The organism is Mesorhizobium sp. WSM4820, assembly GCF_055811075.1.
The window spans coordinates 26,482-41,389 of the sequence record NZ_JBVVQN010000021.1; the positions used below are offsets into that span (position 1 = coordinate 26,482).

Annotated in this window: 17 protein-coding genes; 16 read left to right on the forward strand and 1 reads right to left on the reverse strand. The window is 64.2% G+C overall.

Annotated features, from left to right (window positions below):
• Nucleotides 1-31: 31 nt before the first annotated feature.
• The 16 genes from AC0L2R_RS27315 to AC0L2R_RS27390 all read left to right on the forward strand — a co-directional run bounded on the left by AC0L2R_RS27315 (nucleotide 32) and on the right by AC0L2R_RS27390 (nucleotide 14,205).
• On the forward strand, nucleotides 32-397 hold the full coding sequence (locus AC0L2R_RS27315) for a phage tail tube protein (protein ID WP_473512616.1): 366 nt from the start codon (nucleotides 32-34) through the stop codon (nucleotides 395-397).
• A 1-nt stretch (nucleotide 398) separates the two neighbouring features.
• Nucleotides 399-704 (forward strand): phage tail assembly protein, encoded by a 306-nt coding sequence (locus AC0L2R_RS27320; RefSeq protein ID WP_473512618.1) that lies wholly within the window; start codon nucleotides 399-401, stop codon nucleotides 702-704.
• 139 nt (nucleotides 705-843) lie between these two features.
• Entirely contained in the window at nucleotides 844-2,643 is a 1,800-nt protein-coding gene (locus AC0L2R_RS27325) for a phage tail tape measure protein (protein WP_473512620.1), read from the forward strand.
• On the forward strand, nucleotides 2,643-3,779 hold the full coding sequence (locus AC0L2R_RS27330; protein ID WP_473512622.1) for a DNA circularization N-terminal domain-containing protein: 1,137 nt from the start codon (nucleotides 2,643-2,645) through the stop codon (nucleotides 3,777-3,779). Before AC0L2R_RS27325 ends, AC0L2R_RS27330 begins: the two co-directional genes overlap by 1 nt.
• A gap of 44 nt (nucleotides 3,780-3,823) precedes the next feature.
• On the forward strand, nucleotides 3,824-4,885 hold the full coding sequence (locus tag AC0L2R_RS27335) for a phage baseplate assembly protein (RefSeq protein WP_473512624.1): 1,062 nt from the start codon (nucleotides 3,824-3,826) through the stop codon (nucleotides 4,883-4,885).
• Nucleotides 4,882-5,331: a phage baseplate assembly protein domain-containing protein gene (locus tag AC0L2R_RS27340; RefSeq protein ID WP_473512625.1), complete on the forward strand. Its 450-nt coding sequence runs from the start codon at nucleotides 4,882-4,884 to the stop codon at nucleotides 5,329-5,331. Before AC0L2R_RS27335 ends, AC0L2R_RS27340 begins: the two co-directional genes overlap by 4 nt.
• Nucleotides 5,331-5,870 (forward strand): phage GP46 family protein, encoded by a 540-nt coding sequence (locus AC0L2R_RS27345; protein ID WP_473512627.1) that lies wholly within the window; start codon nucleotides 5,331-5,333, stop codon nucleotides 5,868-5,870. The genes AC0L2R_RS27340 and AC0L2R_RS27345 overlap by 1 nt, the downstream gene beginning before the upstream one ends.
• Nucleotides 5,842-6,918 (forward strand): baseplate J/gp47 family protein, encoded by a 1,077-nt coding sequence (locus AC0L2R_RS27350; protein ID WP_473512628.1) that lies wholly within the window; start codon nucleotides 5,842-5,844, stop codon nucleotides 6,916-6,918. The genes AC0L2R_RS27345 and AC0L2R_RS27350 overlap by 29 nt, the downstream gene beginning before the upstream one ends.
• Nucleotides 6,911-7,639 (forward strand): putative phage tail protein, encoded by a 729-nt coding sequence (locus AC0L2R_RS27355; RefSeq protein ID WP_473512629.1) that lies wholly within the window; start codon nucleotides 6,911-6,913, stop codon nucleotides 7,637-7,639. Before AC0L2R_RS27350 ends, AC0L2R_RS27355 begins: the two co-directional genes overlap by 8 nt.
• A gap of 13 nt (nucleotides 7,640-7,652) precedes the next feature.
• The gene (locus AC0L2R_RS27360; RefSeq protein WP_473512630.1) at nucleotides 7,653-8,420 is read left to right on the forward strand and encodes a phage tail protein; all 768 of its coding nucleotides are present in this window, start codon (nucleotides 7,653-7,655) and stop codon (nucleotides 8,418-8,420) included.
• A 66-nt stretch (nucleotides 8,421-8,486) separates the two neighbouring features.
• Nucleotides 8,487-9,905, forward strand: coding sequence for a hypothetical protein (locus tag AC0L2R_RS27365; protein ID WP_473512631.1), 1,419 nt, complete (start codon nucleotides 8,487-8,489; stop codon nucleotides 9,903-9,905).
• Nucleotides 9,902-10,282 (forward strand): hypothetical protein, encoded by a 381-nt coding sequence (locus tag AC0L2R_RS27370; RefSeq protein ID WP_473512632.1) that lies wholly within the window; start codon nucleotides 9,902-9,904, stop codon nucleotides 10,280-10,282. Before AC0L2R_RS27365 ends, AC0L2R_RS27370 begins: the two co-directional genes overlap by 4 nt.
• A complete protein-coding gene (locus AC0L2R_RS27375) occupies nucleotides 10,282-10,644 on the forward strand; it encodes a hypothetical protein (protein WP_473512634.1) in 363 nt (120 codons plus the stop codon). Before AC0L2R_RS27370 ends, AC0L2R_RS27375 begins: the two co-directional genes overlap by 1 nt.
• Nucleotides 10,634-12,427: a GDSL-type esterase/lipase family protein gene (locus tag AC0L2R_RS27380; protein ID WP_473512635.1), complete on the forward strand. Its 1,794-nt coding sequence runs from the start codon at nucleotides 10,634-10,636 to the stop codon at nucleotides 12,425-12,427. Before AC0L2R_RS27375 ends, AC0L2R_RS27380 begins: the two co-directional genes overlap by 11 nt.
• 18 nt (nucleotides 12,428-12,445) lie before the next feature.
• A complete protein-coding gene (locus AC0L2R_RS27385) occupies nucleotides 12,446-13,426 on the forward strand; it encodes a hypothetical protein (protein ID WP_473512636.1) in 981 nt (326 codons plus the stop codon).
• A gap of 62 nt (nucleotides 13,427-13,488) precedes the next feature.
• The gene (locus tag AC0L2R_RS27390; RefSeq protein WP_473512637.1) at nucleotides 13,489-14,205 is read left to right on the forward strand and encodes a class I SAM-dependent methyltransferase; all 717 of its coding nucleotides are present in this window, start codon (nucleotides 13,489-13,491) and stop codon (nucleotides 14,203-14,205) included.
• Here the strand turns inward: AC0L2R_RS27390 and AC0L2R_RS27395 are convergent.
• Nucleotides 14,202-14,846: an SGNH/GDSL hydrolase family protein gene (locus AC0L2R_RS27395; RefSeq protein ID WP_473512638.1), complete on the reverse strand. Its 645-nt coding sequence runs from the start codon at nucleotides 14,844-14,846 to the stop codon at nucleotides 14,202-14,204. The two genes, AC0L2R_RS27390 and AC0L2R_RS27395, sit on opposite strands and share 4 nt — an antisense overlap.
• Nucleotides 14,847-14,908 lie beyond the last annotated feature (62 nt).

The window sequence follows — 14,908 nt, forward strand, 5'->3', positions numbered from 1 at the left end:
GCCAGCGCCATCCAACTGAGAGGATAAACCCATGCAGAATTTCGGCGGAGAGATGACGTTCGCCCTTTCGACCGGCGACCGCATCGTGGTGCGCGGCGCGGCTGAGATCATGCCGTCCAACGTCAACATCGAAGGCAACGCCAATCAGGACGGCTCGATCTATCGCACCGTCGAGCCGACCGGCTTCAAGGCCAACCTGACCTTCGAGGATATGGCGGCCGACGACTGGAACCGGCTGATGCGCGCCTCGGGTTTCAACGTGACGCTCAACGAGAGCTTCACCGGCACTCAGCATCTTTGGACGGAATCGGCATTCACCGGCACGCCGACGATCAACCGGGCGAGCGGCGAGGTTACCGGCGTTGCGCTGATCGCCCGCGCCTACAAGAAGATCTGACATGGCCGACAAGATCGTTCCATTGTCCAAGCGCTACGAGGCGCATGGCGAGCCCTTCGACAGCGTCACGCTGCGCGAACCGCGCTTCGAGGATCTGCTGGCGCTGGGCGAGCCCTATGAGGTGCAGCGCGCAGCCGGCAACAATGTCGTCATCGAGAACGTCGACACCGTCGCCGCATATGTCCGTCGCTGCGTCACGGCGCCGGGGATCGAAAAGCTTGGCGCGCTCACCTTGGCCGACGCCAGGCTGGTGCGCGATGCGGTGATCGGTTTTTTTATGGTTTCCGCGTCGCCGGACGCCAAGTAGGCGACGTTGTCGGCATCCAGGCCGACGATCTTCTGTTCTTCTTCGGCTGGCAGCCCGGCGTTGTCTTGCCGATGACCTTTTCCGAGATCGCCACGCTGCATGGGCGCGGCATTGAATTCCTGAAGCGCAGGCCGAAAAAATGAGCAACCGCACGATCGAGGCCATTCTGCGCCTGTCGGCGAAGCTCGGCCCGATGGGCGCCTTCGGGCAGTTGTCGAGCAAGCTCAATCAGGTGAACCAGAAGGCGCAAGCGTTCAACAAGACGCAAGGAGTCATGGCGCGCAACAGCATGATTGCCGCCAACGCTGTTCGGGGGCTTGCCGCCTACGGTTTGGTGCGCGGCGCGGGCCAGTTGGTGACCAACTTCGCCGATGCCGAACGCCGGCTGACGAGGATCGCTGTCAACGCCGATGCCAGCAAGGACAAGCTTGGCGAGATGTTCCGCACGGTCGACCGCGCCGCACTCGACTATGCGATGACGCAGGACGGCATCACGGATGGTCTCGAAGCGCTTGTCGCTTCCGGCCGCAGCGTCGACGAGGCTCTGTCGTTCCTGCCTTCCGTCGCCGCCACGGCGCAGGCGGCCGGCGCTGAAATCGCCGACATCGCCACTACGGCGGATGCTATCGGCAGCTCGTTCAAGTTTACCGGCGACAACATGCAGCGGGCCTTCGACATCCTCGTCACGTCTGGCAAGCAGGGCAAGTTCGAACTCAAGGACATGGCCCAGTATCTGCCGTCGCTGGCGCCGGCCATGGCCGCGCTCGGCTACGAGGGCGAGAAGGGTCTGGGCAAGCTGGCGTCGATGCTGCAGACCGTGCGCCTGCAAACTGGTGATGCCAGTTCGGCCGCCACCAATTTGCAGAACGTGCTGCAGAAGATGGAGGCGAACGAGACGGCGAAGAGTTTCTCGAAGTTCGGCATCGATCTGCGCAAGGAAATGGCCAAGGCGCGCAAGGAAGGCCGCGACCTGCTCGACGTGTTCATCGAACTGACCGAGCGGGCGCTCAAGGGCGACCTCTCGAAGATCCCGCAGCTATTCACCGATGCCCAGTTCATGCAAGGCATGCGCGCCCTGTTGCAAGGGCGCGACGCCATGGAAGGTTTCCAGAAGGCGCTCGAAAATGTCGATGGCGCGACGATGCGCGATCTGGGTGTCATCCTCGACGGGAACAAGGCGAAGATCGACAGGATGGCGGCGTCCTGGGAGCGGATGAAACGTTCCATTGGCGGCGGCATCGCCGGGCCAGCGACGGGCGCCATGGACTTCGTCAGCTCCAATATGGACAAGGCGCAGTTCATCAACGCGCAGCTCGACAAGGAAGGCATGGGCTTTTGGGAAAAGCGCATGTGGTGGGCGCGCAACGGCTTCGACAATCACGACCAGGGGCTGAAGGCTTTCCAGGGCGGCTGGCGTTCGCCGGAAGGCCTGATCGCCGCCAAGGGGCCGATGAGTGCGAGCCCGGAACTGCCGTCGCGGCGCCAGGACCAGCCGGGCCGCATACCGCTGCCGACACCGCGTCCGGTGGCGCCAGGCATGGCCGAGCAATACCGGCTCTACGGCCGCGGGCACGCGGCCGCCGTGCGCAACAGCGTTAAGGTCGAGAAGCCGGCCGGCTATTTCGGCAACGAGATCGATTTCAGCGCGATGGAGCGGGCCACGGACGCCGCTGCCGCCGACCTGAAAGGAGCCGGCGTCGAGACGGCGTCGTCCGTGGCCGATGGCGGCAAGCAGGCCGGAGACAGCATCAAGTCGGGCGCCGACACTCTGGCGTCGGTCGCGGGCAAGCTCGAGGCGGCGATCGTCTCGGGCGCCAACAGTCTCGCCGCCGCTGCCCGCAGCGCGGCGGCCGACCTGTCGCGGCCGATCGGCTCTCTCAAGCAGGTTCGCGCCGACACCGGCCGCTCGGATGCCGGCCGCGCGATGGGGCCACGCTGATGCGCGACTGGTTGAAAGCCTTCCGGCCCGCCACGTTTCGCGGTGTACCGTTCTTCGTCGACTATGAGGACGCCGAGGGCGGGCGCCGCGTCGCCGTCTCGCCGATCGCCTATTCCGACCTGCATGTCACGGAGGACATGGGCGGCGATGTCAGGCGGTTTTCGCTAAGCGCCTATGTCGCCGGCGATCTCGCTGATGCCGCCGCTCGCGCGTTCACCGCCGCGCTCAATGCACCAGGCGCCGCGACGCTGGTGCTGCCGATGGGCGGCCCGGTGCTGGTCAGGGTGCCACGCTGGTCTCTGTCGCGGGAGCGCAGCCGCGCCGGCTATGTCGGCTTCGACATCGAATTCGTTGCAGCCGGTCTGCCGTCGCTACCCTTCGCCGCTGTGCCCGGCGCGCTGGCCATTGCTTCGCTGATCGCGGCCGGCATCGACATGATCGCCGCCGCGACCGCCTTCCGTATGCGTGATGTCGCGCCGGGGCAGGCTGCACCCTCGGCACTGGCGGCCGCATCAGCCGCGTCCAGGATGTCTGCGGTTGCCGACGCATCGGAACTGCCCGAGGACAAGCGGCCGGCCGTCGCCGACGCGATCGCGACCATCACGCGCCTTGCGGTGCAGCCAGTTGCGCAGGCATCGGCTATTGCCGCCGCGTTCGTCTCGACTGTCGGCGCCATTGCCGATGTGGCGAGCCCGGCCGAAGCGGTCGAGGCCTTTGCCGTCGCGGCGGTGCCGGCCGGAGACGATGTCTTCGACCTGGTGTCGGCCGCTGCCTTCGCCGCCGGTTTCTGCCAGACATTGGCGGCCGGGGATTACCTTTCGCGTCAGGATGCACGCCGCGCCCGCGACCGGATTTCGCCGGTCGTCGATCCGGTGCTCGACGCGTTGTCGACGGGTCTGGATGTTTCCGTCAACGAATGGCTGTCCGACATCGCTGCAACCGCGGCGTCCGATCTCAGCGCCGTCGCTGCCAACCGCGCGCCGCTGGTCACCGTGCAGACCGAAATATCGCTGCCGGCGACCGCGTTGGCCTATGCGCTTTATGGCGACGCAGGCCGGGCCGGTGAACTGGCGCGCCGCAACAGCGTCGCGACCCCGGCGGCGATGCCGATCAGCTTCGAGGCCATCGCGCCTTAGCCTAAGTAAGACGCCGCCACGGGGTGGCCTGAGAGGATTGCGCCTTGCCGCTTGAGACGATTGCCATCCAGGCAGGTGGCCTGTTCCTGCCGTGGCAGGATGTCTCGATCTCGATCTCGGCCGAGGAGGCCGTGCGCACCGCTGTGGTGAACGGGCACATCCCGCCTGGTGTCGAGCCGCCATGGCCAGACGAGAAGGCCAGCCTGACCGCGAACGGCACCTTGCTCTTGACCGGCTACGTCAGGGACTTCCGGCCCGACCAGGGTCCAGACGATTGGCGCATGGCGCTTTCCTTGGTCTCGCGCACTGTCGACGCGGTCGAGACGTCGATCCTGCACAAGACCGGCCTGGTCGAGAACAGGGATATCAGGGGCATCGGCGAGGCCTTCGACAATCTGGGCATCGGCATCGAGGCGAAAGGATCGTTCGAAACCATCGCCAAGCACCAGATCGAGCCGGGCGAATCGCTCTATTCGACGCTGGAGCCGCTGGCGCGTGCGGAAGCCGCGATCATCCACGACACGCCGGAAGGCAAGTTGCGCATCGTCAAGAAACCGGATGGGTCGCATAGCGGCGGCCTGGTTGCCGGCGTCAACATTATTTCGGCCAGCGCTGAGTTCTCGGGGCAGGGTCGGTACAATCCGGTCGTGGTGCGCGGCCAGCAATCGCGCGGCGTCACCCCGCAGGCGATGCGGCCGGAAGCAAAGACCAGCGATCCCTCGGTCGGCCGTGTCAGGCCAAAGATCGTCGTGCTCGATGGCGAGGCGACGACGGCGCATATGAAGAATGCGGTCGAATGGGAAGCGCGCGCGGCAGCCGGCCTTGCGATCACGGCGACCGTCATGGTGTCTGGCTGGCGAGATGCCGGCGGCAAGATATGGACGCCCAACTGGCTGGTTTATGTCCGCCATCCGCGCATCTATCTCGACCAGATGATGGTCATCAAATCGGTGGAACTGACGCAGGATACGCAGGCCGACAGTGACGGCACGCGGGCGACGCTGACGCTGACCGACCCTCGCGCGCTTGGCGGATCCTCGTCCGGTTCGAAGTCCGGCAGGGGCTGGTCGGCGCCGGAGCCCAAGGCGGAGTACTCGGCGCAATGAAATCCTCGGCGCATCTCACGCGGTTCGAAATCGATAGCTCGCGTTTCGACAGCGGCCAGCTGCTGATCTCGGGCCGTGGCCTTGCCGGCGAGACGTTCAAGGATCTGCTCTACGTCCAGCCGCATGGCGCTGCCAGCCGCCCGCCGAAGGGCGCGATCGGCGTTGCCATGGTCATGCCAGGCCGGCGTACTCAGGCGCTGCTCATGGGCATTGAGCACGCCGGGCATCGGCCCGACCTGCCGGGCGGGGCGGCGGCGCTTTACGATGCGTCGGGCAACATCATCAAACTGTTCGCGGGAGGCGTGACCATGGATTTCGGCTCCCGCACCATCACGCTGACGGGCGGCACCTGGAATTTGAAAGGCGACCTCAACGTCGACGGCAACATCACGGCGACCGGCTCGATCATCGACGCCGGCGGCAACACCAACAACCACTCGCACTGATGATCAGGATTGTTCCGCTCACGGGCGACGGCGAACCACTGCTATCGCCGGATACGCTATGGGACGGCACGTCAGGCGACTGGGCGCTTGCCGGTGAAGACAAGGCCAATGCCGGCGGCCTGCGCGCCAAGGCGGCATTGGCCACCGCCGTGCTGCTCTGCCTGATGACCGACGCTCGCGTCGAGCCGGACGAGCTGCCGCCCGAAGAACAGAACCGCGGCTGGCCCGGTGACAGCTTCGACCTGCGCACCGATCTCGGCGAGACCGCGATCGGCTCAAAGCTCTGGCTGCTGCGCCGCTCGACGGCAAGCGACGCGACCGCCTTGCGGGCTGAAGACTACGCCCGTGCCGCCTTGCAGACGCTGGTCGACCAGGGCGCGGTTTCATTCGTCGAGGTGACCGGTACGGCGCTGCCGGCCGAGCGGCGCATCGATCTCAAGATTCTTTTGAAGGACCGCGATGGCGCGGTCGTCTTCGATCGCCGCTTCGGCGTCCTGTGGGAGCAATTGCGTGGCCTGGACCGTCCTCTCGCCGTCTGAGATATCGGCCCGGCTGCGCGGCGCCTTGCGCCGCTATTTGCCGGGCACCGATGCGCTGGTATGGCCGAACAATCTGACGGCGATCGTCAAGACGGTCGCCGCGGGGCTGCACGACATGCATCTGCGTGCCGCCTGGCTCTACGAGCAGATCTTCGCCACCACGGCCAGCGTGCAGCACCTGGAGCGGCACGGCGCCGAACTCGGCATCTATCGCCGGCCGATGGCGCGTGCAGAAGGTATTGTCACGTTGAGCGGCTATGCCGACACGATCTATCCGGCCGGCATGGCCTTCATCGCCGGCAACCGGCTCTATCACTCGATTTCGGATGCTCGCTCCGATCTGACCGGCTTGCTGACGCTGACGATCCTGTCCGACGACTATGGTGTCGCCACCAACATCGCCGCCGGCGAGACGGTGGAGCGCGCCGACCCGACCCAGTTTCCCAATCTCGAGCTGGAAGCGACGGTGGCCAGCGGCGGCATTGGCGGCGGAGCCGATACCGAGACCGATGCATCGCTGCGCGCGCGCATCCTTGACCGCAAGCGCCGCCCGCCGCAAGGCGGGGCTTACTCCGATTATGAGCAGTTCGCCCGTGCCGTTCCCGGCGTCACCCAGGCTTGGGCCTTTCCTTTTGAGGACGCACCGGGCACGGTCGGCGTCTGGTTCCTGTTCGAAGGTCGCGAGAATGGCATTCCGGAGGCCGGTGACATCGCTCTGGTGGAGGATGCGCTGGAGGCGCGTCGCCTGATCCGTGCCGGCCTGTCGGTCTCGGCGCCGATTCCTGCGCCGCTCGACATCACCATCGCCAATCTGGCCGTCGACACAGTGCAGACGCGCGCAGCGATTGCAGCCTCGATCGCCGCCATGCTGGTCAGGCGCGCCCGGCCGGGTGTCGCCTCGGCGCCGTTCACCCTGTCGCGCTCATGGATCTCTGAGGCGATCAGCCTTGCCGTCGGCGAGGATCGGCATTTCCTGATCGATCCGTCCGGCGACATTACGTATGTCGGCGGCGAGATGCCGGTGCTGGGCACTGTCAGCTATGTCTGACGCCGCGCGCTGGCCGCGCTATCCTGGCGAGGATGAGCTTGCCTTCTTCCACTTCGCCCCGGACGACCCGTTCATTGGCCCGCCGCCACAAGGCGACGTCCTGTCCGATCCCTCCGATGAAACAGCCGAAGGGTTTCTGACCGCGCTGCTGCCGAAGGGGGCGGCATGGGGCACGCCTGATAACCAGGCGATTGATCCCTTGTCGGTTCTGGCGCGCTTCTGGCGGGTGATCGGATCGGCCTTTGCCGATGCCTACCGGGCGCTGTTCGGCGTCACGCTCGAATCGACAGCGGTCACGCTGGTCAATTCGCTCGACGACTGGGAGATCGAATATGGGTTGCCGGACCCCTGTCTTGGGCCGGATCAGACGATCGATGCCCGCATGCGCTCGCTGCTGCTGAAGATCCGCTCCGGCGGCACCATCACGCCGGCCGATTTCATCAAGCTCGCCGCCGATGCCGGCTATGCGATCTCGATCGAAGAGCCGACGCCGTTCCGCATGGGCGGCTCGGCCATGGGCGGCACGCAAGCGCTCGGCGGCGGCTACCCGTCCGAATATGTCTGGATCGTCAAGGTGCCCGGCGTATCGGTCGACCATTTCCGCATGGGCGTCGGCCGCATGGGCGAGACGCCGCTCGGCAAGCTCGGCCTGCCGGACGACCTGGTCTGCCTGTTCAACGCGCTGAAGCCGGCGTGGACCACTGTTATTTTCTCGGCCTGAAAAGGGTGAACTCATGAAATTCGTCAATCCGCGCAATGCGCCGCCGTCCACTTCGCGCATTCCCTATTGGGACGAGAACAAGCCGGCCGGCCTCGACGGCTCGATCCCTCCGGCGAAGGTGCTGAACGACACCCAGGACGAGATCCTGAAGGTGATCACCGAGGCCGGACTGACGCCCGACCCGAACGATCCGACGCAGCTCTGGCAGGCCCTGCAGGCGCTGATCGCGTCCATTGTTGCCGGTGAAAGCCCGTCGATCGAAGTTCCGCCCGGTTCTATCTCGATGTTCGCGGCTGCCGGGGCGCCGACCGGCTGGCTGAAATGCAACGGCCAGGCTGTCAGCCGCGTCACCTATGCCGATCTGTTCGCGGCAATCGGCACCAGTTGGGGCGCCGGCGATGCGGTTACCACCTTCAACGTGCCGGACTTCCGCGGTGAATTCCTGCGCGGCTTTGATGACGGGCGAGGAATCGACGCCGGGCGCGCCTTCGGCACCTGGCAGGACTATGCGACCGCTCGGCCGAAGAACGACACCGTCCAGCGCGTCGATCCGGCGACAGGCGATCCCGTCACGCTTAAGCAGGCCGGCAACCTGTCGCCGGCGACCAATCCGTCGCAGGTCGGCTTTGTCCGCGCCTCGAAACTCGGCGAGCGGGTTGTGAATGACGGCTGGGATCCTGGCGGCGGCTCCAACCCCTATGTCGACATCGTCAACGTCGTGACCGGCGATGCCGAGACGCGGCCGCGCAACCGCGCGGTGCTCTACATCATCAAGACTTGATTGTCTCACGGGCCGCTCCGCCCCGTCTGTCGGCCGAGTAAACCCCTTCTCATTCAGGATTGAACCATGGCCGCACCCGATCTGTTTGGGATACTGGATGTCGTCAAGAAACTGACGGCGCCGCCTGGCCTGGAGACCGCACATGTCGACGGCTTCTCCTGGGCGAGGAACGGCCTCTCCTATGGCGATTCGACCAAGCTGACCGCCGACGACTGGAACCGCATCATCGCCAATCTGCGCGCTGTGCTGATCGGCTCCGGCGTCGATCTGACGACGCTCGATCCCGCCGACCCGGAGCTGCTGAAGACGGTTCTGCAGCTCTATCTCGGCATGGCTGTGACCGACATCCTGTCGGGTGTCGATGTTGGCGGCTACGGCATGATGGCCAAGGCCATCTATGACGCCAACAATGACGGCCTCATCGACATCGACCATGGCGGCACCGGGGCCGCGAGCCTGATCGACGCCGCCGACAACCTGTCGGCAATGTCCGCCGACATCGCCAGCGCGGCGACCACCGATCTCGGTGACGCCACCGGCATCAATGTCCGGATCACCGGCACGTCCGCGATCTCGTCCTTCGGCTCGGCCCCTGACGGGGCCATTCGCCGTCTGACTTTCGCCGCACCACTGACACTGACCTATAATGCCGCCAGCATGATCCTGCCGGGTGCTGCCGACATGCAGGTCTCGGCGGGCGACACTGCCCTGATGCAGTCGCTCGGCTCCGGCAACTGGCGCATGGTCGGCTTCTTGCGGGCGAGCGGTGCGCCGGTCATCGACACCATCGTCCTCAAGCAAGGCGCCAATCCGCTGCCAACGGCCGAAGGCGACGCCCGCTGGGATACCGATGACAACATTATCGTCGTCGGCGACGGCGCCGGGCAAAAGCTATTCCTGGCGGCGCCTGCCGGTGTGGCAGCTGGCGACCTGTTTTACGCCAGCGGACCCAAGGTTCTAACGCGCCTTCCGAAGGGCGCTGCGCGGCGCACGCTGCGCATGGACGCCGGCGCGACCATACCGGAGTGGGGCGGTGGCAACGGCCCGGCCGATGCCGTCCTGGAAGACCAGAAGCCGTCCGGCACCAGCGGTGGCACATCAGCCCCCGGCGTTGGCGCGTGGGCAGTCCACACGCTCAACACCAAGGTTCGCGATCCCTACAATTTGATGGCGCTGGCAAGCAACGTCTTCACGCCGGCGAACTCCGGCTGGGTCGAATGGCAGGTCGGCGCCTATGCCATCCCTATTCAGGCACGTCTTTATGATGTGACGGCCGGTGCCGAAGTCGCGACCGGCATTGGCACGGTGGGCAACAGCTCGCCAAACAGCGGCAGCATGGCGGTTGGCGGTGCCGTGGTCATAGGCGGCCACGCCTACCGTCTGGAATATCGGACCGGGGCTACCAATGCCGATGGTCTCGGTGTCGCCTTCGGCTTCGGCTCGATCGAGGTTTACGCCCGACTGAAATATTGGGGAGACGCATGAGCAATTTCGTCCTGGTCGAAAACGGCATCGTCGTTCAGTCAGACCGTTCGGGCACTGCGCCGGAGGGCTTTATCGAAGCCGATGAATCGGTCTGCCCGGGGTTCCTGTTCGACGGCGAAGTCTTCACCCTGCCGCCAATCGAGCCGGTCATTCCCGATCGGGTCTCCGCTCGCCAGTTCAAGCTGCAGCTTCTAGCCGCCGGACATTTGGCCGAGGTCGAAGCCTGGATCGCGGCGCAAGGCGCGGCCGTCCAGATCGCCTATGACAATAGCGGCAGCTTTGTCCGCACTGATGCAACGATGCAGGCCGGGTTCACCGCGCTGGGTTTCGCGGGCGCGCAGGTTGACGCGTTCTTCACCGCCGCGGCGGCGCTCTGATGGCCAAATATGTTTATCCCAATGTCGAGCCGATCCGGCCGGGTTACGATATCGAGTTTCGCCTGCAATTCCCGCAGGATCTGTGGGATGGCGAACAGATCGGAAGCGGCCGGCTGGTGGCGCAGTTCCGCTCGGCCGTGCCTGGCCCGGTGTTGTTCGAAGCCGATACCGAAACCGCAACGCTGCAGCGCGAGGCTCTGCGCACGCTGGCTTTCTTCCTGTCGGAAGAGGCCACGCGGCCGATGGACGCCTCGACCATCGTCGTCTTCGATATCGCCCGCATCGACGGCGCCGATCGCCGCATCGTGCTCGACAAGGTGATCTGGCCAGTCCTCAAAACGGTGACCCGCGATGTCGAATGAAGCGATCCTAGAAATCCCCAATGTCGTCGTCATCTCGGGTCCGGCCGGCCAGTCGCTCCAGATCGTGGAGAGCGCCGCCGACCTGATCGCCGATTTCGGCCGCGATGGCGACCGCGCAGTCATCCGCACCAACGGGGACGAATGGCTGAAGACGGCCGGTGTCTGGGCCGCGACAGGCGCCAACTTCTGGGGTACGCTGCTGGAGCAGGGGGCCGCGCAGGTCGACGCGGCAACAGAACAGGCGGGGGTCGCGACAGAAGGCGCGCAGGCGACGGCTGCCGATCGTGTTCAGACCGGGCAGGATCGCACCGCGACCGGTCTTGATCGGGTGGCGACGGGGCAGGATCGTGCCGCGACCGGCGAGGATCGCGTAGCCACCGGGCAAGATCGCACCGCGACCGGCCTCGACAGGCAGGCGACAGCCGCCGATCGCGCCGCAGTGCAGTCCAAGTTCAACCACACGGGCGGCCTGCAGCGGCTACCACAACAGGCGGCCGTCCAGCCGATCATTCTGGGCACAAACGGCGGCACGTTGCTCGGCATGCGCCTTTCCGATGGCAAGGCGATTCTCAACCTCGCGTCGGAGAGCGTCGAAATCGCATCCGACAACGTTGGCGTCCTTAGAGCCATTGACCGGGCAGTCGCCATTCCGGGGCGCGGTCTTCACAACTATGTCGGCGTCGATGCCCGTAAACCGATCATCGCCGGCAAGAATGGCGGCGTGCTCGCGTGGTTGGACACCAGCGTCGATCCGCCAACACTCAGCGGTGCCTTCACGCTGACGGGCGTTCAGTATCAGGCGCTGTTCCCCAACGATCTTCGTGGCCGCGTCTCCGACTATGCCGAGATCGTGGAGCAGTCCGTCGAGACATTGCGCTTCATCCGCCCTGTCAACGATGGCAATAATTTCCAGCACTGTGCGCCGGGAGCCCGCGTCGGCTACATCACGACCGCTCAGTACATGCAGCTTGAAGTGCACTGGAACAACCTCGTCACCCGGCTCGACACCTACAACACGATCTGCGCCATCTTGGTCGACGGCGTGCTGCATTCCACATTCTCCAGCGGCTTTGCCCCGGGAACGCCGGGAGACCAGAGCTATACGTTCGACTTCGGCTCGGTTGGCCTGCGCAAGGTCGAGATCGTGTGGTGCTACGCTGCCGGGATGGAGCTTCGCCAGACACGTTTTTCGGCCAACGCAGCTTTGGCCATTGCCGATGCTCGTCCGACCAAGATCCTAAACGTGCATGGCGACAGCACCACGCATGGCATGACGGCCAGTTCCATTGTCACCACCTGGTCGTTCGGGCTGGCGGCAGACCTCGGCCGCCAGCTTCTCAACACGGCCAATGGCAGCAACACGGCGGTTGCATCGCAAGGCGCACTCGTTGCGCAGGCGATCCTCGATACGGGCATCGCCGACGCCAAGGCGCTCTACTCGATTGGTATCAACGACTGCATAACCAACCGCGTGCCGACCGTGGCATTCAAGACCGCCGTTGAGGGGTATCTGGCCGGGTTTCGTGGTCTGTGCCCGACCGTTCCGATGGTCTTCTGCGGAGCCTTCTACTGCCCGGCTCACGAGACGGCGCACACCTATCCGTTGCAGGATTACCGCGACGTTTTGCAGGCCATCGTTGTCGCCGCCGCCGACCCGAATCTGACCTATGTCGACGGCAAGACCTTGATGGTGAACAGCGCTGACCGCCTTGTTGGTGACCAGACACACCCGAATGATCTCGGCTGTTCCGAGATCAGGACAAACCTTTTCGCCCACTTCTAGAACAGGATAAGCCCCCTCATGCCCACCTTCTGGCCCTGCCTCGTACTTCCCTTCGATGTGTCGGGCACGGGTTATTCCGTGGACCCGTCCACCCTTCAGCCGATGTTCCAAGGGCTGGCCGAGCCCGACGCCGAAGGGCATTGGCTGTTCGGCAGCGACAACCCGACCATGGCCGACATGATTGCCGGTCATCTGATGACGCCGCGACTGTCACAGGTGCTGACGGCGGGCGGCAGCGGCTACACCGTGGCCCCGACCCTGACCCGTGTCGGCAGCGGACAAAGCGTGCCGCAGACACTCACTGCCTCGATATCGGGTGGCGCGGTCAACAGCTACACCGAAACCGATCCCGGCTCGGCAGACGCGACGGCGGCGGGCACAGTATCGGTGGTTGGTGACGGCACCGGGGCGGTCTTCTCGCCCGGCATCGCTCCAGCCCCGACCCATGGTGCGGGCACACTCACGCTGGCGGACGCAACGACCAACCGCATCAACGGCTACCAGACGCCGTTCGAGATCAAGCGCGACCAGACGGTGTGTCTGGCGGTCAAGCGCAAGGCACTGGCCAACACGACGATGATCGTCGGCTGGTGGCCCGCTGGCGCCACGCGTGCTCCTCTGTGGATGGTGCAGGTGACCGCCGCCAACTACGTCGCCTTCTCGCGCAGTGCCTCTGGCAACTTCTCTGGCGACGGACAGGCGGTAGCCCCACCGGCTGGAGCCGTCGGCGATTGGCTGTTCCTTGCCGTCACCCACGATGCGGCTGGCGCACGTCGTATCGACTGGGGCAACGGCGCGACCTACAATCAGGCGGGTGTACTCGGCCTGTCCGACCCCAACCACCGGATCGGCATCGGCAGCAACGTGCCCTCCTATCAGGGTGGCGGTGAGTTCGCCGAGTTGATGGTTTTCCCTGCGGCTAAGACGGCAAGCCAGGTCGCCGCGATTTACGCTCGTTCTAAGGAAAGGCTTTTGGCACGCGGCATCACACTGATCTGACGCCGCACTGGACGTGTTTCGAGGGCTGTGTCAGGGTCACAAAATTCACCGGGGGACTTTTTATGGCTGGCGCCGACAGCATCATAGAGATGTACGACGACTACTACGCTGACGGCAAAGTCGCCGCCAAACGTGAGATAACTTCATATCAAACACTCGGCCATCTCGAGAAAATATCTCAGGGAGAAGCATTCGAGACAATCCTCGACATAGGGGCCGGCGAAGGTGCGGTGCTGGATAAGCTGAGCGAACGTAAGCTCGGAAAGACCCTCGCCGCTGTTGAGATTTCGACTTCGGGCATGGATGCCATCGAGGCTCGCAAAATCCCAAATCTTGCCAGCGTTCAGATATTCGACGGCTACCACATTCCCCATCCCGACAAGTCGTTCGATCTGGGGCTTGCGATCCATGTCGTTGAGCATGTCGAGCACGAACGGATGTTCCTGGCTGAAGCGGCAAGGGTCTGCAAAAAGCTCTATATCGAGGTGCCCTTGGAGCATACCCGGTTTATGAGCCGCGCTATCCGGATCTCGGGAGCGTACGGCCATATCAATTTCTACACGCCGCTGTCGTTTGAAAATCTGCTTAAGACCTCTGGTCTCAAGGTAGAGGGATTGATGGTGTTCCCGCATGACCTCGCTTACGAGCAGCATTTGGCGGGCCGAGCGAAGGGCTGGCTGAAATATAAGATGCGGACTGAGCTGTTGAGATTTGCGCCTAAAACCGCGGTTCGCAATCTTGTCTACATGGCCGGTGCGCTTTGTTCGACGGACAGCTAGGCTGCTGCCCGTATAGCATCGACGAGCGCGACCATGGCATGACGGGCCAAATGGATACCATCCTCGGTCACGTCATTCGAGCCGCGAACTGCAAGGTAGGGGTCGAGAAATGGAACGCCGATTCTGAGACACGCCAGGCGTGTTGCTTCGTTGATGGAAGTGGCCATAGAAGCTGATCTGAACGCAGTTTTCTCTTCTTCAATCGGCGGGATTGCGAACACGATGGCATCGGTGCCGAAGCTCCGAAGCAGAGAGCAAATCGCCATTGTCTTTTCCGCGACTGCGACGGGGTTAGCGCCAGTCTTGCTGTCGTTAGTTCCTACTTGGATAACGGCCTTTGCTGGCGGATTTTCTTTCAGAGCCGACAATACGATGGGCGATGCTACTGAAGCATAGACGTTGGCTGCAGTCGCACCGCCAAAGCCGGCGTTTACAATTTTGAGACCTTCGAGCGGGTGCGGCGGAACGAGTTCGAAGAGAGAGTCCCCAACAAGCATAATGCTGTTTGGGCCAAGCCAGCGCAAATGTGCAGCGATCGCAGCAGTCCGAACGGTCCAATGATCTGACCACGGAACAGCATTCTTCGAGAGAACGCGTCCTTTCCACATAGAAAGGATGCCCTTGATCTTGATAAGACCCATCTGCCTTGAACCCCAAACCCAGCCGTTCTTTAGCCGATCTTAGATGTCGCCGCTAGATGCTG